General features: G+C 38.3%; 28 protein-coding genes. All 28 read right to left on the bottom strand.

The genetic code is table 11. The features are described from left to right. Positions 1-2: 2 nt before the first annotated feature. The 28 genes from SLH48_RS09735 to rpiB all read right to left on the bottom strand — a co-directional run bounded on the left by SLH48_RS09735 (position 3) and on the right by rpiB (position 25364). Positions 3-1529 (bottom strand): NADH-quinone oxidoreductase subunit M, encoded by a 1527-nt coding sequence (locus SLH48_RS09735; protein WP_320257988.1) that lies wholly within the window; start codon positions 1527-1529, stop codon positions 3-5. After that, positions 1526-3394 carry an NADH-quinone oxidoreductase subunit L gene (gene nuoL / locus SLH48_RS09730; protein ID WP_320257987.1) on the bottom strand — a complete coding sequence of 623 codons (1869 nt, stop codon included), beginning with the start codon at positions 3392-3394 and terminating at the stop codon, positions 1526-1528. Before nuoL ends, SLH48_RS09735 begins: the two co-directional genes overlap by 4 nt. A gap of 45 nt (positions 3395-3439) precedes the next feature. Beyond that, the gene (gene nuoK, locus SLH48_RS09725) at positions 3440-3754 is read right to left on the bottom strand and encodes an NADH-quinone oxidoreductase subunit NuoK (protein WP_214480852.1); all 315 of its coding nucleotides are present in this window, start codon (positions 3752-3754) and stop codon (positions 3440-3442) included. Then, complete coding sequence (locus SLH48_RS09720; protein WP_320257986.1) at positions 3751-4266, bottom strand: NADH-quinone oxidoreductase subunit J; 516 nt, start codon at positions 4264-4266, stop codon at positions 3751-3753. The genes nuoK and SLH48_RS09720 overlap by 4 nt, the downstream gene beginning before the upstream one ends. Next, positions 4263-4682, bottom strand: coding sequence for an NADH-quinone oxidoreductase subunit NuoI (gene nuoI / locus SLH48_RS09715; RefSeq protein ID WP_214480854.1), 420 nt, complete (start codon positions 4680-4682; stop codon positions 4263-4265). The genes SLH48_RS09720 and nuoI overlap by 4 nt, the downstream gene beginning before the upstream one ends. Before the next feature lie 51 nt (positions 4683-4733). Next, on the bottom strand, positions 4734-5741 hold the full coding sequence (gene nuoH, locus SLH48_RS09710; RefSeq protein WP_320257985.1) for an NADH-quinone oxidoreductase subunit NuoH: 1008 nt from the start codon (positions 5739-5741) through the stop codon (positions 4734-4736). Further along, a complete protein-coding gene (locus SLH48_RS09705) occupies positions 5741-6841 on the bottom strand; it encodes an NADH-quinone oxidoreductase subunit D (RefSeq protein ID WP_214480856.1) in 1101 nt (366 codons plus the stop codon). Before SLH48_RS09705 ends, nuoH begins: the two co-directional genes overlap by 1 nt. 3 nt (positions 6842-6844) lie before the next feature. Beyond that, positions 6845-8041, bottom strand: coding sequence for an NADH-quinone oxidoreductase subunit C (locus tag SLH48_RS09700; protein ID WP_320257984.1), 1197 nt, complete (start codon positions 8039-8041; stop codon positions 6845-6847). A 3-nt stretch (positions 8042-8044) separates the two neighbouring features. Beyond that, entirely contained in the window at positions 8045-8557 is a 513-nt protein-coding gene (locus tag SLH48_RS09695) for a NuoB/complex I 20 kDa subunit family protein (protein WP_214480858.1), read from the bottom strand. After that, positions 8548-8922 carry an NADH-quinone oxidoreductase subunit A gene (locus SLH48_RS09690; RefSeq protein ID WP_214480859.1) on the bottom strand — a complete coding sequence of 125 codons (375 nt, stop codon included), beginning with the start codon at positions 8920-8922 and terminating at the stop codon, positions 8548-8550. The genes SLH48_RS09695 and SLH48_RS09690 overlap by 10 nt, the downstream gene beginning before the upstream one ends. Before the next feature lie 206 nt (positions 8923-9128). Further along, on the bottom strand, positions 9129-9533 hold the full coding sequence (locus SLH48_RS09685; protein WP_214480860.1) for a F0F1 ATP synthase subunit epsilon: 405 nt from the start codon (positions 9531-9533) through the stop codon (positions 9129-9131). 25 nt (positions 9534-9558) lie between these two features. Further along, positions 9559-10980, bottom strand: coding sequence for a F0F1 ATP synthase subunit beta (gene atpD, locus SLH48_RS09680; protein ID WP_320207420.1), 1422 nt, complete (start codon positions 10978-10980; stop codon positions 9559-9561). A 42-nt stretch (positions 10981-11022) separates the two neighbouring features. After that, a complete protein-coding gene (atpG, locus tag SLH48_RS09675) occupies positions 11023-11880 on the bottom strand; it encodes an ATP synthase F1 subunit gamma (protein ID WP_214480862.1) in 858 nt (285 codons plus the stop codon). 104 nt (positions 11881-11984) lie between these two features. Beyond that, positions 11985-13493, bottom strand: a complete 1509-nt coding sequence (gene atpA, locus SLH48_RS09670; RefSeq protein ID WP_214480863.1) for a F0F1 ATP synthase subunit alpha — start codon at positions 13491-13493, stop codon at positions 11985-11987. Positions 13494-13508: 15 nt separating this feature from the next. Continuing rightward, a complete protein-coding gene (locus SLH48_RS09665) occupies positions 13509-14054 on the bottom strand; it encodes a F0F1 ATP synthase subunit delta (RefSeq protein ID WP_320257983.1) in 546 nt (181 codons plus the stop codon). After that, the gene (gene atpF / locus SLH48_RS09660; protein ID WP_413785405.1) at positions 14051-14596 is read right to left on the bottom strand and encodes a F0F1 ATP synthase subunit B; all 546 of its coding nucleotides are present in this window, start codon (positions 14594-14596) and stop codon (positions 14051-14053) included. The genes SLH48_RS09665 and atpF overlap by 4 nt, the downstream gene beginning before the upstream one ends. A 168-nt stretch (positions 14597-14764) precedes the next feature. After that, a complete protein-coding gene (atpE, locus tag SLH48_RS09655) occupies positions 14765-14989 on the bottom strand; it encodes a F0F1 ATP synthase subunit C (protein WP_214480865.1) in 225 nt (74 codons plus the stop codon). 87 nt (positions 14990-15076) lie between these two features. Then, positions 15077-15811 (bottom strand): F0F1 ATP synthase subunit A, encoded by a 735-nt coding sequence (atpB, locus tag SLH48_RS09650; protein ID WP_320257982.1) that lies wholly within the window; start codon positions 15809-15811, stop codon positions 15077-15079. A gap of 7 nt (positions 15812-15818) precedes the next feature. Then, complete coding sequence (locus SLH48_RS09645) at positions 15819-16199, bottom strand: ATP synthase subunit I (protein WP_214480867.1); 381 nt, start codon at positions 16197-16199, stop codon at positions 15819-15821. Between the two features lie 2 nt (positions 16200-16201). Beyond that, the gene (locus SLH48_RS09640; protein ID WP_214480868.1) at positions 16202-16426 is read right to left on the bottom strand and encodes an AtpZ/AtpI family protein; all 225 of its coding nucleotides are present in this window, start codon (positions 16424-16426) and stop codon (positions 16202-16204) included. Between the two features lie 195 nt (positions 16427-16621). Continuing rightward, a complete protein-coding gene (locus tag SLH48_RS09635; protein WP_320257981.1) occupies positions 16622-18895 on the bottom strand; it encodes a S8 family serine peptidase in 2274 nt (757 codons plus the stop codon). Between the two features lie 822 nt (positions 18896-19717). Continuing rightward, the gene (gene wecB, locus SLH48_RS09630) at positions 19718-20863 is read right to left on the bottom strand and encodes a non-hydrolyzing UDP-N-acetylglucosamine 2-epimerase (RefSeq protein ID WP_320257980.1); all 1146 of its coding nucleotides are present in this window, start codon (positions 20861-20863) and stop codon (positions 19718-19720) included. Between the two features lie 184 nt (positions 20864-21047). Beyond that, entirely contained in the window at positions 21048-21677 is a 630-nt protein-coding gene (gene upp, locus SLH48_RS09625) for a uracil phosphoribosyltransferase (RefSeq protein WP_214480871.1), read from the bottom strand. 330 nt (positions 21678-22007) lie between these two features. Further along, a complete protein-coding gene (gene glyA, locus SLH48_RS09620; protein WP_214480872.1) occupies positions 22008-23249 on the bottom strand; it encodes a serine hydroxymethyltransferase in 1242 nt (413 codons plus the stop codon). A gap of 116 nt (positions 23250-23365) precedes the next feature. Continuing rightward, positions 23366-23818, bottom strand: coding sequence for a GNAT family N-acetyltransferase (locus SLH48_RS09615; protein ID WP_320257979.1), 453 nt, complete (start codon positions 23816-23818; stop codon positions 23366-23368). Positions 23819-24015: 197 nt separating this feature from the next. Further along, the gene (locus tag SLH48_RS09610) at positions 24016-24264 is read right to left on the bottom strand and encodes a DUF2621 family protein (protein ID WP_320257978.1); all 249 of its coding nucleotides are present in this window, start codon (positions 24262-24264) and stop codon (positions 24016-24018) included. Between the two features lie 68 nt (positions 24265-24332). Further along, on the bottom strand, positions 24333-24905 hold the full coding sequence (locus tag SLH48_RS09605) for a TIGR01440 family protein (protein WP_320257977.1): 573 nt from the start codon (positions 24903-24905) through the stop codon (positions 24333-24335). A gap of 21 nt (positions 24906-24926) precedes the next feature. Continuing rightward, the gene (gene rpiB / locus SLH48_RS09600; RefSeq protein ID WP_320257976.1) at positions 24927-25364 is read right to left on the bottom strand and encodes a ribose 5-phosphate isomerase B; all 438 of its coding nucleotides are present in this window, start codon (positions 25362-25364) and stop codon (positions 24927-24929) included. Positions 25365-25582 lie beyond the last annotated feature (218 nt).

Raw genomic sequence — 25582 nt, 5'->3', positions numbered from 1 at the left:
GCTCACCCTCCTATTCCTAACATAATAGTCTCAATAGTTGATTTTAACGGCTCTGATAGAACAGTTGGGTATACACCTATTAAGATAATAAAACCGAGTAATACGAGTGCAGGAACCATTTCTACACCTTTGAAATCAGCTAGTTTCCCATATGATTGATTTGCAGTTCCAAATGTTACTTGCAAAACTGCTCGTAGTAAATAAGCTGCTGTCAAAATAATCCCCAGTGCCCCTATTGCCGCAATGACAGGCATTTCTTTAAATAAACCAGCAAATGCCATAAATTCACTTACGAACCCTGACATGCCAGGTAATCCTAATGATGCCATTGCCCCAGCAAGTAAGAACCCTGCTGTTAATGGCATCACCTTTGCTAAACCACCAAGCTTGTCAATCGATGAGGTGTTGACACGTTCATACATTACACCTACGAGGAAGAACAACAATGCTGAAATTAAGCCGTGTGATACGACTTGAAAAATCGCACCTTGAATGCCAGCCTCATTTAATGCAGCTAGTCCAATTAATACAATTCCCATATGTGAAATACTTGAATAAGCTAGTACCATTTTTAAGTCTGTTTGAATAAGTGCTAAAAATGCACCATATAACAGGTTAATAACACCTAATATCGCTAGCCATATTGCTATTGACTCAAACTCGTTCGGGAATAACCCCATACCAAACCGAATGAGACCGAAAGCACCGATTTTTAATAGGACACCTGAGTGAAGCATTACAATGGCTGGTGGTGCTTGGACGTGAACACGTAGCATCCAGCTATGTAACGGAAATATAGGTAGCTTCACGCCAAATGCAACAATAAGTGCAATGAGTAACCCAAAACGAAGTTGTTCAGAAACCGGAAAGAAAAATTGAATTTGATCGACAGGGTAGCTTAAGGCAACCTTAAGATCCTCAAAATTGGCTGTTCCAGTTTTCGCAAATAAGATAATAATAACGATTAATAGGATAGCTGAACCAATCCCATTATAGATTAAGAAGCTGAACGCTGCTTTTTCTTTTTCAAAATAGCCCCATTTTCCAATGAGGAAAAACATTGGAATAAGCGTTACTTCGAAGAAGATAAAGAATAAGATAAGGTTCCCAGCAGCAAAAACGCCAAGCATACCAATTTCTAATAACAGGAAAAGCATGAAATAGCCTTTCCATTCTTTTTTAATATGAATAGACGCGATCGCCGCTAGAGTCGAAAGGACTGTTGTAAGTACGATCATGACGAGTGCTAGACCGTCGAGACTTAGCTCATAATCAATTCTCCAAGCAAATTCAGGTACCCCTGGAAACTGACCTAAATGAATCCATTCATATTTTTCAGCATATTGACTTAAAGCTTCACCAGATACATATTTCACAAAAACAATGAGTGATAAGGATAATGCAGGTAATGTTGCTAAAAAACCTACCAGCTTAATTTGCTTCTCTTGCGTTTTAGGAATCAACATGAGAAGAATAATTCCTAGCAATGGGGAGAATATTAATAGTGATAAATAGAAAGATGCGTTCATCCGATATACCCCCCTGTCAAAGCAAAGATCACTAATAAGATTGCTAAACCAATAATAGTCACTGCACCATACATTTGAATCTGACCATTTTGCAGCTTGGACCCTATTCTACCTATGCTTTGTGTAAATAATGCAATGCCATTCACTATACCTTCAACGATAAATTTCTCAATATATTTCATAAATAAGCTAATCACTTTAGTCGAGTAAACAACCGTTGCTTGATAAAACTCATCTATGTAATACTTATTTAACAAAATGTTATAAACAATCGATTCACGTGAAGAAAAGGTATCCCTTGCAAGTGATTTTTTCCCATACATTAAATATGCTAGAAAAATCCCGACAAATGAAACGACCGTTGCCACAATCATAATCCAAGCTGGGGCTTTAATATGTGCAGCTTCCAAGTATTCATTTCCTTCTGCCAACCAATCACCTAAGAACGTTCCAAACCAAGGTGTATTTATATATCCAGCTACAATCGCTAAAATAGCTAACACAATCATTGGAAACGTCATCGATAATGGTGACTCGTGTACCTCTTTTGTAGTTCCATTTTGTTTTCCCGTAAATACTAAAAAGAATAAGCGGAACATATAAAATGCTGTGAAGAATGCTGCAATGACAGCGATCCAAAACAACCCATAATTGCCATGAGTCCATGTCGCAACTAAAATTTCTTCTTTACTGAAAAACCCAGAAAGCAATGGTACTCCGCTAATTGCTAACGTACCAATTAAAAATAACGGACCTGTGAGACGCAGCTTTTTCCATAAACCACCCATCTCATTGATGTTCTGCGTGTGAACTGCGTGAATGACACTACCAGCTGCTAAGAATAGCAATGCCTTAAAGAATGCATGTGTTGTCAGGTGAAATACCCCAGCAACATAGCCGGCAGAGCCTAGTGCAAGCATCATATACCCTAACTGACTAACTGTTGAATAAGCTAGCACTCGTTTAATATCCGTTTGAACAAGTCCGATCGATGCCGCAAATATCGCTGTAAAGCCACCAACAATAGCAACTGTTGTCAATGCTGTTTCACTTGCAGTAAACAATGGAAACATCGATGCAACCAAATATACCCCTGCAGCTACCATCGTCGCCGCATGTATAAGTGCGGATACAGGTGTCGGACCTTCCATCGCATCAGGAAGCCATGAATGTAATGGAAACTGACCGGACTTACCCATCGCTCCAATAAAAATTAAAATAGCTGTTAATGTAATCATTTCCATTGGTATCACATTTGTTGATACTGCATGAAAAATGTCATCATATTCAAAGCTACCGACCTGCCAAAATAATAGAATCATACCAATGAATAGTCCTACATCACCGATTCTTGTCATGATAAACGCCTTTTTGGCAGCTGCTTTCGCATCCTCTTTATAAAAATAAAAACCGATTAATAAGAATGATCCTACACCAACTAACTCCCAAAATACATATGTTTGAAGTAGGTTTGGTGAAATCACTAATCCTAGCATAGAAAATGTAAATAATCCTAGATATGCATAAAATACTGGAAACCGTTCATCTCCATGCATATATCCCTTTGAATAAAGGTGTACAAGAAAACTGACAAGCGTCACTACTACTAGCATTAGTGCATTTAATTGATTGATTTCAAATCCCGCTGTTAAGTTGATATTCCCAATCGTAAGCCATGTACCTTCTTGCTTAAATGTTGGTTCACTCAGCCGTTCTACCAATACGAAAATTGCCAATGTGAAAGATACCAACGTCATGAGAATACCTACATATGCACTCCCCTCCTTCAAACGCTTACCAATCAGGAGAAGAAGCACAAAAGAAACTAACGGGAAAAGCGGTATTAACCATGCATATTCCATCATCGTATCACGATCCCCTTTTTTTAGTCAGTGAAGATAAACTGTCCATTAATGCTTCATCGAATCCATTTCGTCGATGTTAACTGTCTTTCGATTACGATATAGCGCCATTAAGATAGCTAAACCAACCGCCGCCTCTGCTGCAGCAATAGTTATCGTAAAAAGGGAAAAGATTTGACCAGTAATATTTGGATTGACTCCAAATTTACTAAATGCTACTAAATTAATATTTACAGCATTGAGCATTAGCTCAATCGAAATGAGCACAATGACCATATTTTTTTTCGTCAGCGCACCATACAATCCTAAGCAGAATAAAAACAACGCTAATAATAAATAACCAGCTAAAGGAGTTGAACTCATTTATTGTCTGCCTCCTCATCATCTTTTTTTGCTAAAATAATAGCCCCAATCAGTGCTACAAGCAAAAGAACAGACATTAACTCAAACGGTATAACAAATTTAGAATAAAGCGCTATACCTATCTGCTTTGTATTTTCTACATGTAAGGTAGTCGCTTGTTGACCGAAATCAAGATTAACAATTCCTAGCATGACAACGATTCCAAAAGCTATGACACCCACTAAGGTAAGAAGCTTACGCAGCATGCTTGCCTTAGAGTCACCCGTTTCATCATTATGACGAGTCAGCATAATACCAAACAACATAATAATCGTAATAGCACCAGAGTATATTAATATTTGAACAGCCGCTACAAATTCTGCAGACAACAGGACATAAACACCAGCAATACTAATAAACGTAAACACAAGTGAAATGACCATGTGTACTACCTTTGTTAGAGACAACATGAGGATACTGCCAATTATAGCGATTAGTGAAAGTACTATTAGTGCTATAAATTCACCGCTCATGCCTTATTCTCCTTTCGAATGTTTTGGTCATTCTCATCTAACCATTCTAGATTTTTAAATAGCTCATCACGACTGTACTCAGCAAGCTCAAAGTTGTTGGTCATGACTATTGCTTCAGTCGGACAGACTTCTGTGCATAAATCACATAAAATACAAATTTCAAAATTAATATCATAAGTATCGATGATTTTCCCTTTTTTATTTGGATCAGGGTGCTTCTTACCAGTCAGTCTAATGCAATCTGTCGGGCATATATTTGCACACTGGTTACAAACGATACATTTTTCAGGATAGAATTTTTGTATTCCTCGAAAACGATCAGGAAGTGGTAATGATTCATTCGGATAATCATACGTAACCTTCTTCTTCGTTACACTATTTAGGGTATATTTTAATCCTTTTGCTAAACCTAGCATGTACCCAACCCCTTATTTTTTAATGACATATTACTAGATGAGGATGTTCCTCTAAAAGTAGTTAATAATTTCTTTAATTACAGCTGTAATAAAAATATTTGCAAGAGCTACAGGTAGTAACACCTTCCAGCCAAATTCCATTAGATGGTCTGCTCGTACGCGTGGAAATGCAACACGGAACCAAATAAGTAAAAATACTACGAAGCTAAACTTTAAAGCAAACCAAACCGCTCCAGGAATGAAATCAAGGAACATGATCGGATGCCATCCACCTAAAAATAATACAGTTATTAGTGAAGCCATCGCAAAAAAGTAAACATATTCAGCTAGCATGAAAAATGCCCAGCGAAACCCTGAATATTCGACGTGGTAACCTGCGATAATTTCCGACTCTGCCTCTGGCAAATCAAAAGGTACACGATTTAACTCTGCAACAGCAGCAATTAAAAAGACGACAAAACCAATTGGTTGCCTAAATATATTCCACCAAGTTTCTTGACCTTGAACGATATCATTTAAATTTAAGCTTCCAGTTAAGAAGATGACCCCTAATACTGACATTACAAGTGGAATCTCGTAAGAAATCATCTGTGCAGCGGCACGCATACTACCTAATAATGCATATTTGTTGTTTGATGCCCAACCACCAGTCACAACCCCAATTGTCGTTAAGCCAGATATAGCGATATAATACAATAATCCCACACCAATATCTGCAAATTGAAATGCATCCGTGAATGGCATTGTTGCCAATACCATAAATGCAGGAGCAAAGGCAATGATTGGAGCAATTAAAAATAGTGGTCTATCAGCATTCTTCGTTACGACATCTTCTTTTAATAGCAGTTTAAGAACATCTGCAACAGTTTGTAATAAGCCCCAACGGCCCCCCACTTGGTTTGGGCCTATACGTCCCTGCATAAATCCCATTACTTTCCTCTCTGCTAAGATGCCATATGTAACAAATCCTAGTACTACAAATAAAAATAGCGTACCTAATCCTAAAAAAATACCCAGATTTCCGACAGTTGGTGAGGAATGCAATAAGTCTTGCATCATTACCCATCTACCTCCCCAAGAACAATATCAACTGCTCCTAAAATAACAATTAAATTCGCCATATTTTCCCCTTTTAATAATTTTGAGAGGATTTGCAAATTATAAAATGAAGGACGACGGAATTTTAAACGATACGGCTCCTTCTTACCGTCACTTGCAATGTAACAGCCTATTTCTCCACGAGGTGATTCAATTCGGACATACGCTTCACCTTTTGGAGCTTTAATAATCCTAGGTACTTTCGCCAATATTGGACCTTCATTTGGAAACTGTTCACAAGCTTGTTCTATTATTTTTAATGACTCTTCAATTTCTTCTAAGCGGCAGAAATAACGTGCTAATGCATCGCCTTCTTCTCGAAAAGGTACATCAAAATCAAACCTATCGTAGATTGAATATGGCTCGTCTTTTCGTAGGTCCCATTTAACGCCCGTACAGCGTAAGTTTACTCCGCTTAAAGAATATGCAAGTGCATCTTCCTTCGTATAAGTTCCTACACCTTTTACACGACTCATAAAGATCTCGTTTCCTGTGACGAGGTCATGATACCCTTTAAGCTGTTCGCGCATGTATGGAACAAACTCTTCTACCTTTTGAATCCAACCTTCTGGTGCGTCCCACTTGACACCGCCTACCCTCATATAATTAAAGGTAAGTCTAGCACCTGAAAGTTCGTTTAGCAGATTAATAATCATTTCACGTTCTCTAAATGCATAAAGAAACGGACTGACTGCACCGATATCTAGTAAATATGTTCCCCACCAGACGAGATGACTTGCGATACGTCCAAGCTCCATCGCCAATACTCGTAAGTATTCAGCACGTTCAGGTACTTCAAGCCCCATCATTGTTTCAACTGAATGACAAAGGACGTAATTATTCGTCATTGCTGATAAATAATCCATTCTATCAGTAAATGGGATAATTTGTGTATATTGTAAGTCCTCTGCTAGTTTTTCTGTTCCACGGTGAAGATAACCAATTACTGGTGTCGCTTCCGTTATGATTTCACCATCTATTTTGACCACAAGCCGAAATACACCATGTGTACTTGGATGCTGCGGTCCAACGTTAAGGAGCATTTCTTCTGTTCGAATCATCAGTTAAACCTCCACATCATACGGTTCGTAGTCTTTTCTAAGCGGGTATCCAACCCAATCCTCTGCAAGTAAAATGCGTGCTAAGTTAGGATGACCTTTAAAATTGATGCCTAATAAGTCATAAGCTTCCCGTTCAGGCCAATTCGCTCCTTCCCATAATGGTTGCAACGAATCAATAATTGGTTCCTCACGATCTATTTTGACCTTTAAGGCAACAGTTTGCCGATTAATATATGAGTATAAATGCACATAAACTTCCATATGCGAAACAAAATCTGTTCCGTGTATATTCGATAAATAGTCAAAGCTTAACTGTTCATTATATTTTAGGAATTCTGCTATTTTAAAATAAGAGTCAGGTGTTGCTACTAGTGTAGGAACATCTTTTGAAAGCTCATTAATATATGAGTCTGACAAAACTTCCTTGCCAAGATGCTCTTCAATTACTTTTACATATTTATCGAGATAAGGTTGGTTTTGAGATGGTTTTTTCTCTACTGTTTGATCTGACTCTGTTGCACCACTTGCTTTTGCTTTTGCTGCTGCGGCAGCCTTCGCTTTTGCCTTTGCTGCTGCAATCGCTTTCGCTTTTGCTGCTGCGGCATCATCATTTTCTACTTTTTCATTGCCACTATCCCTCTGTTGCTTTGCTAAAGCAGCGGCTTTTGCCTTTGCTGCTGCGGCGGCTTTTGCTTTTGCTGCGGCTGCCGCCTTTGCTTTCGCTTCATCACCTTCAGGAGCTTTTTCGTTTTTTTCTTTTGCTTTTTGTTTGGCTAACGCAGCTGCTTTTGCTTTTGCTGCTGCAGCTGCTTTTGCTTTCGCTTCATCACCTTCAGGAGCTTTTTCGTTTTTTTCTTTTGCTTTTTGCTTGGCTAACGCAGCGGCTTTTGCTTTTGCTGCTGCGGCTGCCTTTTGCTTTTCAAGATCTGTTACATCATTAGAACTACTTGTAACCGCTTCCTTTTGTGCTGATTTTTCGCCCTCATTTTTTTGCTTTGCAATCTCTTTTTGTTTGGCTAATGCAGCAGCCTTTGCCTTCGCTGCTGCGGCAGCTTTTGCTTTAGCTACATCAATATTTGAATCACTTTCATCTACTTTAAGACTAGCATCGTTAGCTTTCTTCTCTGCTAGTTTTTTTAATGCTAGTTCTTTAGCTTTTTTTGCAGCTTCCTTCTTTTGTTGGTCAAGATCTTTGCTCATTTGCTACATCACCTTCTTCCCTGTCTTAGCTTCGTAGCGAATTTTTTCCTTTAATTTATTTATTCCATAAATAAGTGCTGCTGGATTTGGCGGACACCCAGGAATGTATACATCGACAGGTACAATCTGGTCGACCCCTTTGACAACTGCATAAGACTTAACATATGGTCCTCCCGCTGTTGCACAAGACCCCATTGCTATTACCCACTTAGGTTCAGACATTTGATCGTATAATCTCTTAACGATAGGCGCCATTTTCTTTGTTACTGTCCCAGAAACAATCATGACATCAGATTGTCGTGGAGAGGTACGAAAAAAAGAGCCAAAACGGTCTAAGTCATAATGTGATGATCCAACACCCATCATTTCGATACCACAACAAGCGAGTCCCATTGTTAATGGCCATAAAGAATTACTTCTCGCCCAACCCTTCAATTGTTCAAGTGTTGTAAAAAATATATTGCGTTTTAATTCTTCCATTTCTTCTGCTGAAATGTTTTCTATTTTTAAATCCATTTTAACACCTTCTTCTTCCATGCATATATTAACCCGATTAATAACATAACGACAAAAATAAGCATTTCAATTAATGCGAAAATACCGAGTTCGTCATATGCAACTGCCCATGGGTATAAGAAAACTGTTTCAACATCAAAAATCACAAACATTAAGCCAAAAATATAATACCTTACGTTAAACTGCACACGTGAATCATGGAATGGTTCAATACCGCTTTCGTACGTCTTTTGTTTTTCACTGTTAGGTGCATGCGGCCGTAAAAACCGACCTGCTGTTAATGCAGCTACAGGTAACAAGACTCCTAGACATAGAAAAACGAATACGATTAAATAATTGTTGATGTATAAGTTAAATTGCTCCATGTTCCCCCTCCGTTTGTCGTGCCTTGTAATTAAAAAAATATTTTATTTAACCGTTAACATTATAGCAAATACCAATATTTGTGTCGATAAAGCATGGACGAAATATTGAATTTTCCATCAGCAACATTACTCATTTTCCAGCCGATCGTCAATGACAAAAATCACAAACAAAAAGGCTTTCTGTATGATACAGAAAGCCTTTTTAATTAAAAGTGTTTATTTGTAACGTTCAAACGATTAATCGCACGTTGAAGAGACATCTCAGCTCGTCTAAAGTCAACATCTGACTGTTGAGCTCTTAGACGTTGTTCAGCTCTTTCTTTTGCTGCTTTTGCACGTAATACATCAATATCAGCTGCAACTTCCGCAGCTTGTGCAAGTATCGTTACTTTTTCAGGTCTAACTTCTAGAAAGCCTCCACTAACAGCCACAAGTTCAGTGTCGGTTCCCTTTTTTAGACGAACTACCCCAATTTGTAATGGAGCAACCATCGGAATATGACCAGGTAAAATACCAAGCTCTCCACTTTGAGCCTTTGCAATTACCATCTCCACATCTTCTTCTAAAACCGGGCCATCGGGAGTAACTACATGGACTTTAACCACTTTCATTTTATACCCTCCTAGGTCCCAATAATTATACTTCTACGCCCATTTCTTTCGCTTTTTCAACTACTTCTTCAATACGTCCTACTAAGCGGAACGCATCTTCAGGAAGGTTGTCATACTTCCCTTCAAGGATCTCTTTAAATCCACGAACTGTTTCTTTAACTTGAACGTAAGAACCAGGTTGGCCTGTAAATTGCTCAGCCACGTGGAAGTTTTGAGATAAGAAGAATTGAATACGGCGAGCACGATGAACGATTAATTTATCTTCATCAGAAAGCTCATCCATTCCAAGGATCGCAATGATGTCTTGTAATTCTTTATAACGTTGTAGTGTTGACTGTACTTGACGAGCAACTTCGTAGTGCTCTTCTCCAACAATTTCAGGTGCTAAAGCACGTGAAGTTGATGCAAGTGGGTCAACCGCAGGGTAAATACCCATTTCTGAAAGTTTACGCTCAAGGTTTGTCGTTGCGTCTAAGTGAGCAAACGTCGTTGCTGGAGCTGGATCAGTATAGTCATCGGCAGGAACGTAAATTGCTTGGATCGATGTTACAGAACCAACGCTTGTTGATGTAATACGCTCTTGAAGCTGACCCATTTCTGTTGCTAATGTTGGTTGATAACCAACGGCAGAAGGCATACGACCAAGTAATGCTGATACCTCAGAACCTGCTTGAGTAAAGCGGAAGATGTTATCCATAAAGAATAACACGTCTTGACCTTGGTCATCACGGAAATATTCAGCCATTGTTAAGCCTGTTAATGCAACACGCATACGTGCACCAGGAGGCTCATTCATCTGACCGAAAACCATTGCTGTTTTCTTAATAACGCCTGAATCAGTCATTTCATGGTATAAATCGTTTCCTTCACGTGTACGCTCACCTACACCAGCGAATACTGAAATACCACCATGTTCTTGTGCGATATTATTGATTAATTCCTGAATTAAAACGGTTTTACCAACACCTGCTCCACCAAATAGTCCGATTTTTCCACCTTTAATGTACGGTGCTAATAAGTCAACTACTTTAATTCCTGTTTCTAAAATTTCTACTTCTGTAGAAAGCTTCTCAAAAGACGGTGCTTGTCTGTGAATCGCATCACGACGAGCATCTTGTGGGATTGCTTCATCTAGATCAATGTTTTCACCTAGTACGTTAAATACACGCCCTAATGTAACATCACCAACTGGTACAGAAATTGCTGCTTCAGTGTCAATTGCTTCTAATCCACGTACAAGTCCATCTGTAGATGACATTGCAATCGTACGTACAGAATCGTCTCCAAGGTGCAGAGCAACTTCTAATGTTAAGTTAATATCAACTTCATTTTCATTACGTGCTTTATGCTCAATTTTAAGGGCATTATAAATTTCAGGAAGATGGCCGTTATCAAATTTTACATCAACAACCGGTCCCATTACTGAAAGAATGCGTCCTTTATTCATCGTTTTCCCTCCTAACTTGCTTGTGAAAATCTATGATCTTTCCTATTCAAGTGCAGATGCACCAGCAACAATCTCAGTAATTTCTTGAGTAATTGCAGCTTGACGCGCACGGTTGAATGATAGTGTAAGACCTTTAATAAGCTCGTTTGCATTATCCGTAGCGTTTTTCATTGCAGTCATACGAGCTGCATGTTCCGCTGCCTTACCATCTAATAAGGCACCATAGATGAGACTTTCAGCATATTGAGGAAGCAACACTTCTAAAATATCTTCTTGAGAAGGTTCAAATTCATAAGAAGAAAGCTTGCTCTCAGCTGCTATATCCGTTAATGGTAGTAGTTTCTTTTCAGTTACTTCGTGCTGGATGACACTAATAAAGTGATTATAGTACAAATACAACTCATCAAACGTACCATCTACAAAAGAATCAATTGTTTGACTTGCAATATCTTTAATTTCTGTAAAAGAAGGTTGATCTGCAAGGCCAACAATATGGGAATTAACCGGTATTCCTCTCTTTAAAAAGAAATCGCGACCGATACGACCTAGTGCAATGACAGCATACTCATCTGTAGAGCTATGACGTTCTTGAATTTTTTGATATACAGAACGTAAAACATTACTATTGTATGCACCTGCAAGACCACGATCAGAAGTAATGACAATATAACCAGTCTTCTTCACAGGTCGGCTCATTAACATCGGATGGCTAACACCGGTACTACCTAATGCGATACTAGCTACAACCTCTTGAATTTTTTCCATGTATGGTACAAACGATTTAGCATTATTTTCAGCCCTATTTAACTTCGAAGCTGAAACCATCTCCATCGCTTTCGTAATTTGACTCGTTTTCTTCGTTGAGGTAATTCTCGTTTTTATATCACGTAAGGATGCCAAAGGTTCTCACCACCTTTTTAAGGTTGTTCAAAATAAGAAAAATTTTTATATAATTAGCGGCGATCGTATGTTTACAAATGTAAGACCTCGCCGCTTAGCATCAATTATTCAGAAACAGCAAACGTCTTCTTGAAATCTTCAATAGCTGCATCAAAATCAGCCTCTTCAGGAAGGTTTCCTGTTGAACGAATATGCTCAAATAACTCATTGCGATTATGCTCAATCCAAGAGAAATATTCCTCTTCGAAACGTGAAATATCTGCTACTGGAATATCATCTAAGAATCCACGAGTTAATGCATATAGAATAGCTACTTGTTTTTCTACTTTTAGAGGTTTATGCAAACCTTGTTTTAATACTTCAACTGTACGTGCACCACGATTAAGCTTCGCTTGCGTTGCCTGATCAAGATCAGATCCGAATTGAGCGAAGGCTTCAAGCTCACGGTAAGACGCTAAGTCTAAGCGTAATGTACCTGATACTTTCCTCATCGCTTTCACCTGTGCAGATCCACCAACACGTGAAACTGATAAACCAGCATTCACGGCAGGTCGTACACCAGAGAAGAATAGATCAGATTGCAAGAATATTTGCCCATCTGTAATCGAGATTACGTTTGTAGGGATATATGCTGACACGTCACCTGCTTGCGTCTCAATGAACGGAAGGGCTGTAATTGAGCCGCCACCTTTTGCATCACTTAATTTCGCAGCACGCTCTAATAAGCGAGAGTGTAAATAGAATACATCACCAGGATAAGCTTCACGACCTGGAGGACGGCGAAGTAATAGTGAAAGCTCACGATATGCAGAGGCTTGCTTCGTTAAATCATCATAAATAACGAGCACGTGTTTACCGTTGTACATAAACTCCTCACCCATCGTTACTCCTGCATATGGCGCTAGGAATAATAATGGTGCAGGTTGAGATGCAGATGCAGTAACAACGATCGTGTAATCTAATGCACCGTGCTTTCTTAATGTTTCAACAACACCACGAACAGTAGATTCTTTTTGCCCGATGGCTACATAAATACAAATCATATCTTGATCTTGCTGGTTAAGAATTGTATCAATCGCAACTGCAGTTTTACCTGTTTGACGGTCTCCGATGATCAATTCACGTTGACCACGTCCAATTGGGATAAGTGAGTCGATTGCTTTAATTCCTGTTTGTAAAGGTTCATGAACCGATTTTCTATCCATTACCCCTGGAGCTGGGCTTTCAATAGGACGAGTTTTGTTCGATTCAATTGGTCCTAAACCATCGACAGGTTGACCAAGTGGATTCACGACACGACCGATTAATTCCTCTCCAACAGGAACTTCCATAATACGTCCAGTACGACGAACCTCGTCTCCTTCACGGATATCTCTGAAAGGCCCTAAAATAACGATACCTACGTTATTTTCTTCTAGATTTTGTGCCATTCCCATGACACCGTTAGAAAATTCAACAAGCTCCCCAGCCATGGCATTATCGAGGCCATGTACACGTGCGATACCGTCACCTACTTGGATAACTGTACCTACATCATTAACTTCAACTTCTGACTGATATTCTTCGATTTGTTTTTTCAACAGTGAACTAATTTCTTCAGCTTTGATGCTCATGAATTTCACCCCTATCTACGATCTATTTCCTACGAGCTGACGTTCAATACGCTCTAGCTTGCTGCTAACGCTCCCGTCATATATACGATTACCGATGCGGATTTTAATGCCACCGATCAGTGTATGATCAACTATATTTTCAATATTAAGAGACTGCTTACCAACCTTTGTCGCAAATACATTTGATAACGTATTTTTTTCTACATCCGATAAAGGCTTAACAGTAAATACCTTAGCATCTGCAACACCGCGCTCATCATTTGACAATGATAAGAACTCATTCACTACATCAACAACGATGTTTAAGCGATGGCGTTCTACTAATAGAGAAAGCGTGTTCACCACGACTGAAGAAGCAGATTTGAAAGCCTCTTGTAGCGATGCCTTCTTCTTAGCAACAGATACCTTAGGGTGATGCAGAACAGAAAGAAACTGCTCATTGTCTGTAAACACTTGTTTAACGACGCGAAGTTCCTCACCAATCTGATCAAGGATATTCTGTTCCTTTGCTAATTGGAAAAGAGCCAGCGCATATCGTTTTGCTACGATTTCTTTGCTCATCGCCCTTCTCCTACTTCTTGAATGTAATCATTTATAAGTTTTTCTTGATCTTGTTCATTTAGTTCTTTTTCAATTACTTTCGATGCAATAAGAACAGATAAAGATGCTACTTGTTCACGTAATGCAGCAATAGCTTGTTCTTTTTCTTGCTCAATTGCTTGAGTTGCAGAATCTTTTACACGCTCAGCTTCGATGCGGGCAGCATTAACGATATCGTTTTTCTGCTCCTCACCAATTTTCTTCGCACCTTCAATAAGTTCCTGCGCTTCTTTACGTGCATCCTTTAATAACTGACGCTGTTCTTCAAGAAGCCCCTGAGCTTCTTTGCTACTTTGTTCAGCAGTCGTAATTTCGTTAGCAATATGTTCTTCACGTTGTTTCATAATGCCCATTAGTGGACCCCATGCAAACTTCTTTAATAGCAATAATAGGATAAGGAAGATAATTAATTGTGCGAGAATATCTCCACCATTAAAAAGTGGTATCTCACCGCCTTCTCCACCAGCTCCTGCTCCTAATACCAACATGTCTAATTTGAACATATCTTCGTTCACTCCCTTCAAGAGATTTCATGAAGACGTTCAAAAACCTAATGTCTTTGAACGATTGTATGTGTAAGAAAATTAAAATTATATTATTTAAACAAAAGGAATGGCGAAGGTTCTCTGAACATGTTCTTCGCCATTACCCCACTAATCAAAGATCTACTATTATGAACCCATTACCATAAATGCGATAACAACAGCGATGATAGGAAGTGCCTCAACTAGTGCAACCCCAATGAACATTGTTGTTTGTAACATACCACGTGCTTCAGGCTGACGAGCCATTCCTTCAACTGTACGAGATACGATAAGACCGTTACCAATACCAGCACCTAGTGCTCCTAAACCAATTGCAATTGCTGCTGCTAATAAACCAACAGAACCTGTCATAATAAAAAGTCCTCCTTTAATTTGTGAAAGTAATAGTATGAATTAAAAAGATGTGTCCAAAAATTAATTTTGAACGAGTAGATTTATTTAATGGTCATGGCTCACTTTGTGTGCCAGATAAACCATTGTTAACATTGTAAAGATAAACGCTTGAATTGCACCAACGAATATACTGAAACCTTGCCAAGCTAACATAAGCGGAATAGAAGCTAAAGTTCCAATAATTCCAGAACCGATACTTGCAGCATACCCACTTGTAGCCAAACCTGCTAGTAATCCTAGAAGGATTTCACCCGCGAATATATTACCATAAAGACGAAGACCCAGTGTTAATGTGTTAGCAAACTCTTCGATAATCTTAAATGGCAACATAAAAGGAAATGGTTTGATAAAGTCTCTACCATATTCTTTTACACCTTTCATTTTCACACCATAATAGTGTGACAATCCAACAACCATTATCGCTAATGTTAGCGTAACGACTGGATCAGCAGTCGGTGATTTCCACCATAGCTCACCATTTACTTGAACCGCAAATGGTAGACCTAACATATTGGCAACAATGATGTATAGGAATAACGTTAATCCTAACGTTAAGAATCTTCCACCTGTTTGCCAATCCATCGAGCTATTAATAATTCCCTTAATAAAGTCTACTACCCACTCGATGAAGTTTTGCTTACCTGTAGGTTTCATAGATAGAGAACGAGTGCAGATGACTGCGATAATAAATACAATTGTAGCAGTAACTAGCATCATTAATACGTTACTTAAATTAAAATAAAGGCCTAAAAATTCTGCAATTGGAGCTCCATGATTCATTTATTATTCACCTCTCTTCCCCGCGATGAATGAGTTGAAAAAAATAATCTATTATAATGACGATATAGATCGTCATTAATCCCAAAATTGCTGAGTATAAATGAATCTTGTCTGGATATTGTAATGCAATATACACGACAAGTGCAGCTGAGGCCATCCGGTTAAATGTTCCTAGTGAACGAACTTTAGTACCTTCTTCCACCGCTTTAGTAAACCGATTTGACCGGCGAACCATGATCCATAAATTATACAAACTTATTATTGTACCAAATATCAACCCTAAAAAAACCGATTGATATGGTGTGAACCCCCAACCTAACACGTAGATTGAAAGCAGAAATAATATGTATTTTCTATAACGTATAGACATTTGTTGCAAATCTTGCATAATTAGGAATCTCCCGAAAAATAGTGGTTGATCAGGCGCACCATAGCAAATACACCAGCTGCTAGTCCAATAAGAAGACCAATAATTAAAAACAATGGTGCCGTTTCCAATTTACTATCGATCCATCTTCCAGAAAAAATGCCAAATAAAACTGAACCTACTAGTTGCGAGAGAATGGTCGACATTAGTGCCATCGCTCGTAAAGGGTGTCGTTGGTTTTGACGCATTCCGACATAAACCTCACAATAATACTTTTCAAAACAGCATTAAAAAATGTCTGAAAAGTCTTGTTTTTACCCGCTTGTAAGCCTTATTTTTTACATCCTTTGTAAGCATACAATAGCACATAGTCAATGTCAATCTGTTTGTTGTGAAATGTTCACATTACATAAGCCGACAAAATGTTATATTATTAGATTACACTATTTTTCGTTGTTAGCGATGTCTTCTATGACTACCATTGTTTCAAACGAATCCTCCCTCCCCTCTTTTTTGGCAAAGACAATTGCTTTATAAACACCTTCTGCTGGAACTTCATCAAACGATAATGTTTTTTCAAATAAACCTCGCTCTACATCCTTTTGCCAGTCTAAATATGTAATAAAATGAAATGTATCTGGATCATATAAAGCTATAGCTAATTCCTCAGCACCACCAGGCAAATATAGCTCATATTGATATGTAGCTGGTTCGTCTCCAATTGTAAATTCAAAGCCCATCACCCTTGGATAATCCGGTTCATCTACTACAAAGAGATAAGGTAATGTAATACGTTTGTTATTTTCTCTTATGACAAATGCTCCTGTATGTAAGCCACCCTCAAACATATTTGGTGTAATATCAAATTTAACATCAACTTGCTTCTTCTCTTTAGGCTGTAATGTAAAGGACATAGGCAAACCCCATTGTAATCCAACCTGATGCTTTGGATATTCGAATGAATAATAAGCACGCTTTGTAGATTGATTTTCAATGGTGAGTGTCACTTTTTTCTTTTGCCGAACATCCTCTGTTTGAAATTGCCCGAAGGCAACTGAACTAGGATATACTAAAGTACTTGCTCTAATGGCTTCGGCAAGTTGAATTCTTCCAGCTCCTTGTTCATACGGCTCATATAAACTCCCATCCTCCTTCGTTAGAGTTTTAGCTGTATTCATCAAAGCTGCCTTTACTTGCTCTGGCGTCCAATCAGGATGAGCTTGTTTTATTAACGCACATGCCCCTGCCACATGGGGCGCGGCCATACTCGTGCCTTGTAATTGTAAATAGCCATTCGGAACCGTACTATCAATTGCCACGCCTGGAGCGACAATATCAGGCTTAATACCCCAAGTATATGTAACAGGTCCTCTTGAACTAAAGTCAGCTAACACATCCTTACTAGGTCGTTGAGACGTATACAATAGCCTCTTACCTTCTTCATGTCGTGCCTTTAGCCATATGCCTTCTTTTTGTGACATTGATACTACCGGAATTGTCGGCTGCTCCTCAAGAGTTCCGAGGAAATCTCCTTCTTTATGATTATAAATAATTACTCCAACCGCACCTTCTTCTTGAGCATTTAATGCTTTTTCAGTAAAAGTAATCTTTCCGCGCTCAATGAGGACAATTTTCCCCTTCACATCAACTAGATCTTCTTTTGTACCAAGACCGCCAAGAACAAATGAAGTCGGTTTGTTTATGTCCCAAACACGTGAACCCTGCATGGTAGATAACTCGATCTCTTCATCGTGAAAAGCGACCTTAATAAAAGGATTATGCATTGGAGGCGTTGACGCACCAACAGAAATCGATTTTAAGGACGTACCAGGTGAGCCGACCGTCCATATACTAGGACCAGAATTACCACTTGACGTGACAGCAATGATGCCCTGTTCAACAGCTTTATCCAGCGCTAAACTAGTAGGCCAATCCGGACCGTTCACGGTAGTTCCAAGAGATAGATTAATAACATCTACTTGATCTTCAATCGCTTTTTCAATAGCTGCAATGACCTGATCGCTCGTACCAACTCCTCCTGGACCTAATGCACGATATGCGATAATTTCTGCTTCTGGTGCGACTCCTTTCACCTTTCCATTCGCTGCAATGATTCCAGCTACGTGAGTACCGTGCAGTGTAGGTAATCCTTCAGCAGCAATCGTCTCCATTGGGTCATTATCATCGTCAATAACATCAAATCCTCCTCCGTAGTTTTTTTGTAAATCTGGATGTGTATAATCTACCCCTGTATCAATGACCCCGACTCTCATACCCTTTCCAGTTAATCTTACATTCTCAGGATCAAACAGCCCCCTTACTTCGTGACCACCGATAAAAGGAACGCTCTTTTCAAGCGTTACACGATATGTGGAAACTGAAGAAGAGTGCTTCACCCATGATTTCTGTAATAATTTATGTATATCCTGTGACTTACCTTCTACAGCAAACCCTTTAAATGCTATTTCATATATTTGATTAACCCTTATTGATGGAAGTGAGTTGGATAGTTGCTTTTTTGCTCTTTCAAAATGCTCTTCCTCAACGACAATAATAGCCTTCTCTTGTTTATTCGGAACAAATTTTGGTATAGGGGGTCTGTCAGGGTAAGTTATAACTTGATTTGCTGCTTTAAACTCCTCATGCTGATAAGTAAGATTCAATGTTATAAGTAAGATAAGAAGAAATAGTAGATTCATTTGCCTGAATACTCGCATAGCATCACCTCAGGCTATAGTTTTATACGAATGGAATCATTTTATGTGAGGAATACATGTTAATTTCGAGTAAAATGCGGTGTTTTTGTCCAAAACTCTTACTTTACTGTCGAAACTTCTAGGTTTACTGTCCTAATCAATGGATTTACTGTCCTAATCAATGGGTTTACTATTCAAATCAACAGGTTTACTATCCTAATCAACAGGTTTACTATCCTAATCAATAGATTTACTATCCTAATCAACAGATTTACTATCCTAATCAACAGATTTACTATCCTAATCCACTAGTTTACTATCCAAATCAACAGATTTACTATCCTATTCAACAGGTTTACTATCCTAATCCATGGGTTTACTATCCTAATCAACAGATTTACTATCCTAATCAACAGGTTTACTATCCTAATCAACAGATTTACTATCCTAATCAACAGGTTTACTATCCTAATCAACAGATTTACTATCCTAATCAACAGGTTTACTATCCTAATCAACAGATTTACTATCCTAATCAACAGGTTTACTATCCTAATCAACAGATTTACTATCCTAATCCACTAGTTTACTGTCGAAGCTGTACCTGTTACCGTCTAAGCAACCACTGTTATTGCCCAAACTAAAAAAGACTGACGCTCATCAGTCTTTTTTAATGGCTGTATTCGCATTAAATGTTGCTTTTCGTACTAAGAGCCAAACACGTACACAAATAGAGTTCGTGGCATCTTTTCTTCTGTACAACAATGAGTAACCATATAAAACAACTTTTTTGGTTATAACAATAGCAACAAAGTTTACGAAAAGAGCCTTTTTTAAAAATTTCTATATTAAATAATCTGCTGGTCTGTTAGCTAATTGTTTAAAATAATACTTTATGGCTTCAGCTATGCGCTTAGATGCTTCACCATCACCATAAGGATTACTCGCTTGTGCCATTTTCTCATATTCTTCCTTATTTGTGAGAAGTTCAGTTGCTAATTGATGGATCGTGCCTGCATCAGTTCCTGCTAATTTTAATGTACCTGCATCAATGCCTTCAGGGCGTTCGGTTGTGTCACGAAGTACAAGGACAGGTACTCCTAAGGAAGGCGCTTCTTCTTGAACACCACCTGAATCTGTTAAGATGAGGTGAGCTCTTGAGGCAAAATTATGAAAATCAATCACATCTAATGGTTCAATTAAGTGAATGCGCGAATCATTTCCTAACACGTCATTAGCCAGCTCTCTTACAGCAGGATTTAAGTGAACAGGATACACAACTTGAACATCACTGTGTTCTTCAACAAGACGTTTCACCGCTCGGAATATATTCCGCATCGGTTCGCCAACATTTTCGCGACGATGTGCTGTTAATAAAATTAGTCGATCATGACCGAGTTGATCTAAAATAGGGTGTGTATACTGATCCTTCACTGTCGTTTTTAACGCATCAATCGCAGTATTCCCTGTAATAAATATTCCTTGTTCCTCTTTATTTTCATTTAAAAGGTTAGCTTGTGCTTTAGAAGTTGGAGCAAAGTGTAAATCAGCTAATACTCCCGTTAACTGCCTGTTCATTTCTTCTGGAAACGGTGAAAACTTGTTCCAAGTACGAAGTCCAGCCTCTACGTGACCGACAACAATTTTGTTATAATATGCTGCAAGACTCGCCACAAAAGTCGTTGTCGTGTCACCGTGTACAAGCACGATGTCCGGTTGTACTTTTTTCATTACATCTTCTAAGCCTTCAAGCCCTCTCGTTGTAATGTCAGTTAACGTTTGACGTTCCTTCATAATATTCAAATCATAATCAGGCGTAATACCGAAAATATGTAAAACTTGATCAAGCATTTCTCGATGCTGAGCGGTTACAGTTACAATTGATTCAAAATGCTCGGATTGCTTTTGCAACTCTAGTACTAGCGGTGCCATTTTAATTGCTTCAGGACGAGTTCCAAAAATCGTCATCACTCTTATCCGTTTAGTCATCTCCAGACGCCTCCACTAACAATGTTATCTTAGTTATACCATTTGAATACGTAAAACTTAAACGAAAAAGGTCAAATTCAATAACTCTCAAGCGCAAATACAAAACATTGAGAGGAATCAGACCCTTAACAAACCTAGAAAATCAAGTAAAGTCTGCTCTACTTGATTTTCAAAAAATATTAATTTATTTCGTTCCGAACAATCGATCACCAGCGTCACCTAAACCTGGAACAATGTAGCCATGATCATTAAGTTTTTCATCTAAAGCAGCAAGATATATGTCAACATCAGGATGTTCAGTTTTAACTACCTCAACGCCCTCAGGAGCAGCGATTAAACACATTAATTTAATGTTTTTGGCACCACGTTTTTTTAATGAATGAATTGCTTCGACTGCTGACCCTCCAGTTGCTAACATCGGATCAACTACAATAAAGTCACGTTCAGCTACATCAGAAGGAAGCTTCACATAATATTCAACTGGTTGCAATGTTTTTGGGTCACGATACAGTCCAATATGTCCAACTTTTGCAGCAGGAATCAACTTTAGGATGCCATCTACCATTCCTAAGCCAGCTCTTAAAATAGGAATAATACCTAATTTTTTCCCCGTTAATATTTTTGAGTTTGTTTTATTAACAGGTGTTTCAATAACCGTATCTTCAAGTGGAAGATCACGCGTAATTTCAAATGCCATGAGAGTTGCTACTTCATCAACTAATTCACGGAATTCTTTCGTACCTGTATGTTTATCTCGAATATATGTAAGCTTATGTTGAATGAGGGGGTGATCAAACACATATACTTTCGCCATCTTAATATCTCTCCTTTTCGTTTTCACTTCAATTGATTTTACAGAAAAACCTCCAACAGTTCAAGCTTCACTTAAGAAAAGCACTAGCTCCTCAATCCCAGCTCATATAAGGGGGCATTATCATATTAAATATTATGTTAAATGCTCTATAAAAACCCATTTGGATGGGAAAGACATGATATATAACATCTCCTAATAACACCTCTTCAAACGAGGTAAGTTTTCTTTTTTTATAGCAGTCTCAAAGTTAATCGAATAATTACCTAAATTTAACACTTTACCCACAAACAAAAAGCTAGACTTGCAAAATGCAGTCTAGCTTATGTCATATTATTTATCTTCATATAATGGGAATTTTTTAATTAAAGTTGCTACACGTTCTTTCGCTTCTTCCAGCTTTTCTTCATTATCATGGTTATTGAGCGTAAACGCAATGATTGCTGCCGTTTCTTTCATAGCCTCTATATCAAAGCCACGGCTTGTTACAGCAGCTGTACCTATACGAATTCCGCTAGTAACAAACGGACTTTCAGGATCAAATGGTATTGTATTCTTGTTCACTGTAATACCTACATCATCAAGGATTTTTTCAGCCAATTTACCTGTAATATTTAACGAACGGACATCTAGTAAAACAAGGTGATTATCAGTACCATCGGAAACGAGTGTGATACCTTCTTCTTTTAAACTTTCAGCAAGTTGCTTAGCGTTAGCTATAACATTTCCTGCATACTGTTTAAAGCTGTCTTCAAGTGCTTCACCAAATGAAACTGCTTTTGCAGCAATGACATGCATAAGCGGGCCACCTTGAATTCCTGGAAAAATTGATTTATCAATCTTCTTACCGAACTCTTCCTTACATAAAATCATACCACCACGTGGTCCACGCAATGTTTTATGTGTTGTCGTTGTAACAAAATCTGCAAACGGAATTGGATTTTGGTGTAAGCCTGCAGCTACCAAGCCTGCAATATGAGCCATATCAACCATTAAATAAGCCCCTACTTCATCAGCTATTTCTCGGAAACGTTTAAAGTCTATTTCTCGTGGGTATGCACTTGCTCCTGCAACAATTAATTTTGGTTTGTGCAGTTTAGCTTTCTCTAGAACATCCTCATAATTAATACGATGAGTATCTTGATCTACACCATACTCTACGAAATTATATTGGACTCCACTAAAATTGACGGGGCTACCATGAGTTAAATGACCACCGTGGGATAAATTCATTCCTAACACTGTATCGCCATGTTCAAGGATCGTAAAATACACAGCCATATTCGCTTGTGCACCTGAGTGTGGTTGCACATTTGCATACTCAGCACCAAAGATTTGTTTTGCGCGGTCACGCGCAATATCCTCAACAACATCAACATGCTCACAGCCTCCGTAATAACGTCGACCAGGATAACCTTCCGCATACTTATTTGTTAATACAGATCCTTGCGCTTCCATTACTGCCTCACTTACAAAATTCTCAGATGCAATTAATTCAATTTTTGTACGCTGTCTAGTCAATTCTTCATTCATTGCTTTAAAAACGGTTTGATCTTGCTGCGATAAGTTTTTCATGTAAATCCCCTCCGATGGCTTCTGCCCATATGTTTTTTCCGAAAATTAATTTCTATTATAGCACATGATTATACCCCGATCCATGAAAAAAAGAACAAAAAACACTTATCACGGTGTTATTGTTCGGAACTACGAACATTCAAACCTTTTCCCATTAATACATGCGGAATGCCGTCCTCCATAAAAACATCAGACAAAATATCATAACCCAGCTTTTTGTAAAAGCCTTCTGCTTGTGTTTGACCGTGTAACTTCACTCTTGTTATTTGTTTATCCTCGGCTATTCCTTCAAGTGCTTGAATAATGACTTTTCCAACACCAAATTTACGGTATGGAGCTAAGACACATATTCTTTCAAGTTTGCCTTGTCCATCAACAAAACGAATTCTACCAGACCCTACAGCTTCATCGTTGATAAAAACAAGAACATGATCACATTTTCCGTTTAATTGATCGTATTCATCAAATTCATCTTCTAACGGTACCCCTTGTTCCTCTACAAACACTGTTGTTCTAATATGAAATGCCGTTTTTAATTCATTCTCCGTTGTTATCCGCTTTGTTTTCATCATGTATCCTTTCTTGTAGAAACAATGCTATCCCTATGTTTCGTTGGATGTTGTCACCTAAAAAAACAATTTCATTGTTAAAAACATAGATCACCTACGAAAAGCCATGTTAATCAAAGATTTTACTGTTTTAACAACATCGTTATTGAAAACATTTTATCATCAACCCAATAACAGATTGAAAAACAGTTAACAAACTATCCCACTATATCCTTGTACGGGGCAAGGTCGATGTTTTTCGATTTTAACACATCAATGACACGCCCCTTCATATTTCCAGGTGCTGCCATAAGATACCCTCTTATAACTTCATCCATTGATATTTTATTATCTGATATTTCAAGGATTCTTCTTTCAATTCCTTTTTTAGCCATTGGTCGAGCAAAAACTGGAATTAGCTTAAGTAACTCCTCATATAGTTCTTTTGCATCATTTTCCCATTCCATTATTGTCATCATCCTTCCATTTAATATTAATAAGAATCAAGCAATAGCGCTGTTATAACAAAATAAGATTAACATTGTTTATTTTCTTTGTTACTCGCATAAACAGCTCTTTCACCACCGATAAGTTTTGGTCTTGATTTAGCAAGGGTGACATGAGCATGTCCAATTTGATTGACTGAGCACCGAACTGGAACAGCCACATGCTTAATATGCATTCCGATAAAAGTATCACCGATATCAATACCAGCATCTGCTTTTATAAACTCTACAACAACCGGATCAATGAAATGGTGATAAGCATATGTAGGTACCGACCCACCTGCAGAGCGAATAGGTGTTACTGTTACTTCTGTAAGCTGTTTGTCTAATGCTGTTTGTCTTTCTACAACTAACGCCCTGTTCAAATGTTCGCAGCATTGAAATGCTATTTGGAAACCATACATCTCTTTTAATGCCATACATTCTTTTACGACCATCTCTGCAACTTCCATCGTACCAGATGTTCCAATTCGTTCGCCTAAGATTTCACTCGTACTGCAACCAACGACTAACAGCTGTTGATTCCCTAGCGATGCTATTTGTTGGAACTCACTTAAAATCATATGTAATTGCTGCTGCCATTTTAATATATCAGCACTCATGTCGGCTCGCTCTCCTTCGTGTTATTTTTCGTATTTAGTAATTTTGTTAACTCGATTCTCATGTCGTCCACCTTCAAAGTCAGTAGTCAACCAAACTTTCGCAATCTCTCTTGCTAGTCCAGGGCCTATTACTCGCTCACCCATAGCCAAAATATTGCTATTATTATGTTCACGCGTTGCTTTTGCGCTGAATAAGTCATGGACAAGAGCACATCGAATTCCTTTCACCTTATTAGCTGCAATACTCATCCCTATCCCAGTACCACATATTAATATACCTCTATCAACCTCTCCACTCACTACTTTCTCCGCAACTGGTAGTGCATAATCAGGGTAATCAACTGATTCGCCACATTCACAGCCTAGATCAACATAATCTATGTTCATCTCTTCCATTAAGCCTTTAATTTCTTCACGAATATTTACTCCACCATGATCTGATGCAATTGCTATTTTCATTATTAAGCCTCCATTTACGTATTATTGCCCCAAAGAGGTATCCGTCTATATGATAGTGTATTTGGAATAGAACAAGCAAATACTTTATGCACATTGTTACACGTAAATTTTCAAACTCTTCTGAGCTGAGAATCATTTGTTCGGTAAAAAGACCATATAGTTTTGATTTAATTTTTAACTACTTGATAAACTTTCTTGGTGTAAAATAATGTTAAAGA

The sequence above is a fragment of the Cytobacillus sp. IB215316 genome (genome assembly GCF_033963865.1).
Lineage (GTDB): Bacteria > Bacillota > Bacilli > Bacillales > SM2101 > Nanhaiella > Nanhaiella sioensis.
This window is presented reverse-complemented; position numbering and strand designations above follow the sequence as displayed.

What these genes read in the sequence shown, in the direction of transcription:
- atpF (WP_413785405.1), bottom strand. Translation starts at nt 14,596, where the DNA reads ATGTTCAAATTAGACATGTTGGTATTAGGAGCAGGAGCTGGTGGAGAA.
- SLH48_RS09735 (WP_320257988.1), bottom strand. Translation starts at nt 1,529, where the DNA reads ATGAACGCATCTTTCTATTTATCACTATTAATATTCTCCCCATTGCTA.
- nuoI (WP_214480854.1), bottom strand. Translation starts at nt 4,682, where the DNA reads ATGCTAGGTTTAGCAAAAGGATTAAAATATACCCTAAATAGTGTAACG.
- SLH48_RS09665 (WP_320257983.1), bottom strand. Translation starts at nt 14,054, where the DNA reads ATGAGCAAAGAAATCGTAGCAAAACGATATGCGCTGGCTCTTTTCCAA.
- atpA (WP_214480863.1), bottom strand. Translation starts at nt 13,493, where the DNA reads ATGAGCATCAAAGCTGAAGAAATTAGTTCACTGTTGAAAAAACAAATC.
- atpB (WP_320257982.1), bottom strand. Translation starts at nt 15,811, where the DNA reads ATGAATCATGGAGCTCCAATTGCAGAATTTTTAGGCCTTTATTTTAAT.
- SLH48_RS09690 (WP_214480859.1), bottom strand. Translation starts at nt 8,922, where the DNA reads ATGGAGCAATTTAACTTATACATCAACAATTATTTAATCGTATTCGTT.
- rpiB (WP_320257976.1), bottom strand. Translation starts at nt 25,364, where the DNA reads ATGAAAATAGCAATTGCATCAGATCATGGTGGAGTAAATATTCGTGAA.
- SLH48_RS09705 (WP_214480856.1), bottom strand. Translation starts at nt 6,841, where the DNA reads ATGATTCGAACAGAAGAAATGCTCCTTAACGTTGGACCGCAGCATCCA.
- SLH48_RS09635 (WP_320257981.1), bottom strand. Translation starts at nt 18,895, where the DNA reads ATGCGAGTATTCAGGCAAATGAATCTACTATTTCTTCTTATCTTACTT.
- nuoH (WP_320257985.1), bottom strand. Translation starts at nt 5,741, where the DNA reads ATGATGCAAGACTTATTGCATTCCTCACCAACTGTCGGAAATCTGGGT.
- SLH48_RS09645 (WP_214480867.1), bottom strand. Translation starts at nt 16,199, where the DNA reads ATGCAAGATTTGCAACAAATGTCTATACGTTATAGAAAATACATATTA.
- glyA (WP_214480872.1), bottom strand. Translation starts at nt 23,249, where the DNA reads ATGAAAAACTTATCGCAGCAAGATCAAACCGTTTTTAAAGCAATGAAT.
- SLH48_RS09695 (WP_214480858.1), bottom strand. Translation starts at nt 8,557, where the DNA reads ATGGATTTAAAAATAGAAAACATTTCAGCAGAAGAAATGGAAGAATTA.
- atpD (WP_320207420.1), bottom strand. Translation starts at nt 10,980, where the DNA reads ATGAATAAAGGACGCATTCTTTCAGTAATGGGACCGGTTGTTGATGTA.
- SLH48_RS09640 (WP_214480868.1), bottom strand. Translation starts at nt 16,426, where the DNA reads ATGCGTCAAAACCAACGACACCCTTTACGAGCGATGGCACTAATGTCG.
- wecB (WP_320257980.1), bottom strand. Translation starts at nt 20,863, where the DNA reads ATGACTAAACGGATAAGAGTGATGACGATTTTTGGAACTCGTCCTGAA.
- SLH48_RS09615 (WP_320257979.1), bottom strand. Translation starts at nt 23,818, where the DNA reads ATGAAAACAAAGCGGATAACAACGGAGAATGAATTAAAAACGGCATTT.
- upp (WP_214480871.1), bottom strand. Translation starts at nt 21,677, where the DNA reads ATGGCGAAAGTATATGTGTTTGATCACCCCCTCATTCAACATAAGCTT.
- SLH48_RS09720 (WP_320257986.1), bottom strand. Translation starts at nt 4,266, where the DNA reads ATGAGCGGTGAATTTATAGCACTAATAGTACTTTCACTAATCGCTATA.
- nuoK (WP_214480852.1), bottom strand. Translation starts at nt 3,754, where the DNA reads ATGAGTTCAACTCCTTTAGCTGGTTATTTATTATTAGCGTTGTTTTTA.
- SLH48_RS09685 (WP_214480860.1), bottom strand. Translation starts at nt 9,533, where the DNA reads ATGAAAGTGGTTAAAGTCCATGTAGTTACTCCCGATGGCCCGGTTTTA.
- atpE (WP_214480865.1), bottom strand. Translation starts at nt 14,989, where the DNA reads ATGACAGGTTCTGTTGGTTTATTAGCAGCAGCAATTGCAATTGGTTTA.
- SLH48_RS09610 (WP_320257978.1), bottom strand. Translation starts at nt 24,264, where the DNA reads ATGGAATGGGAAAATGATGCAAAAGAACTATATGAGGAGTTACTTAAG.
- SLH48_RS09700 (WP_320257984.1), bottom strand. Translation starts at nt 8,041, where the DNA reads ATGAGCAAAGATCTTGACCAACAAAAGAAGGAAGCTGCAAAAAAAGCT.
- nuoL (WP_320257987.1), bottom strand. Translation starts at nt 3,394, where the DNA reads ATGATGGAATATGCATGGTTAATACCGCTTTTCCCGTTAGTTTCTTTT.
- SLH48_RS09605 (WP_320257977.1), bottom strand. Translation starts at nt 24,905, where the DNA reads ATGAGTGCTGATATATTAAAATGGCAGCAGCAATTACATATGATTTTA.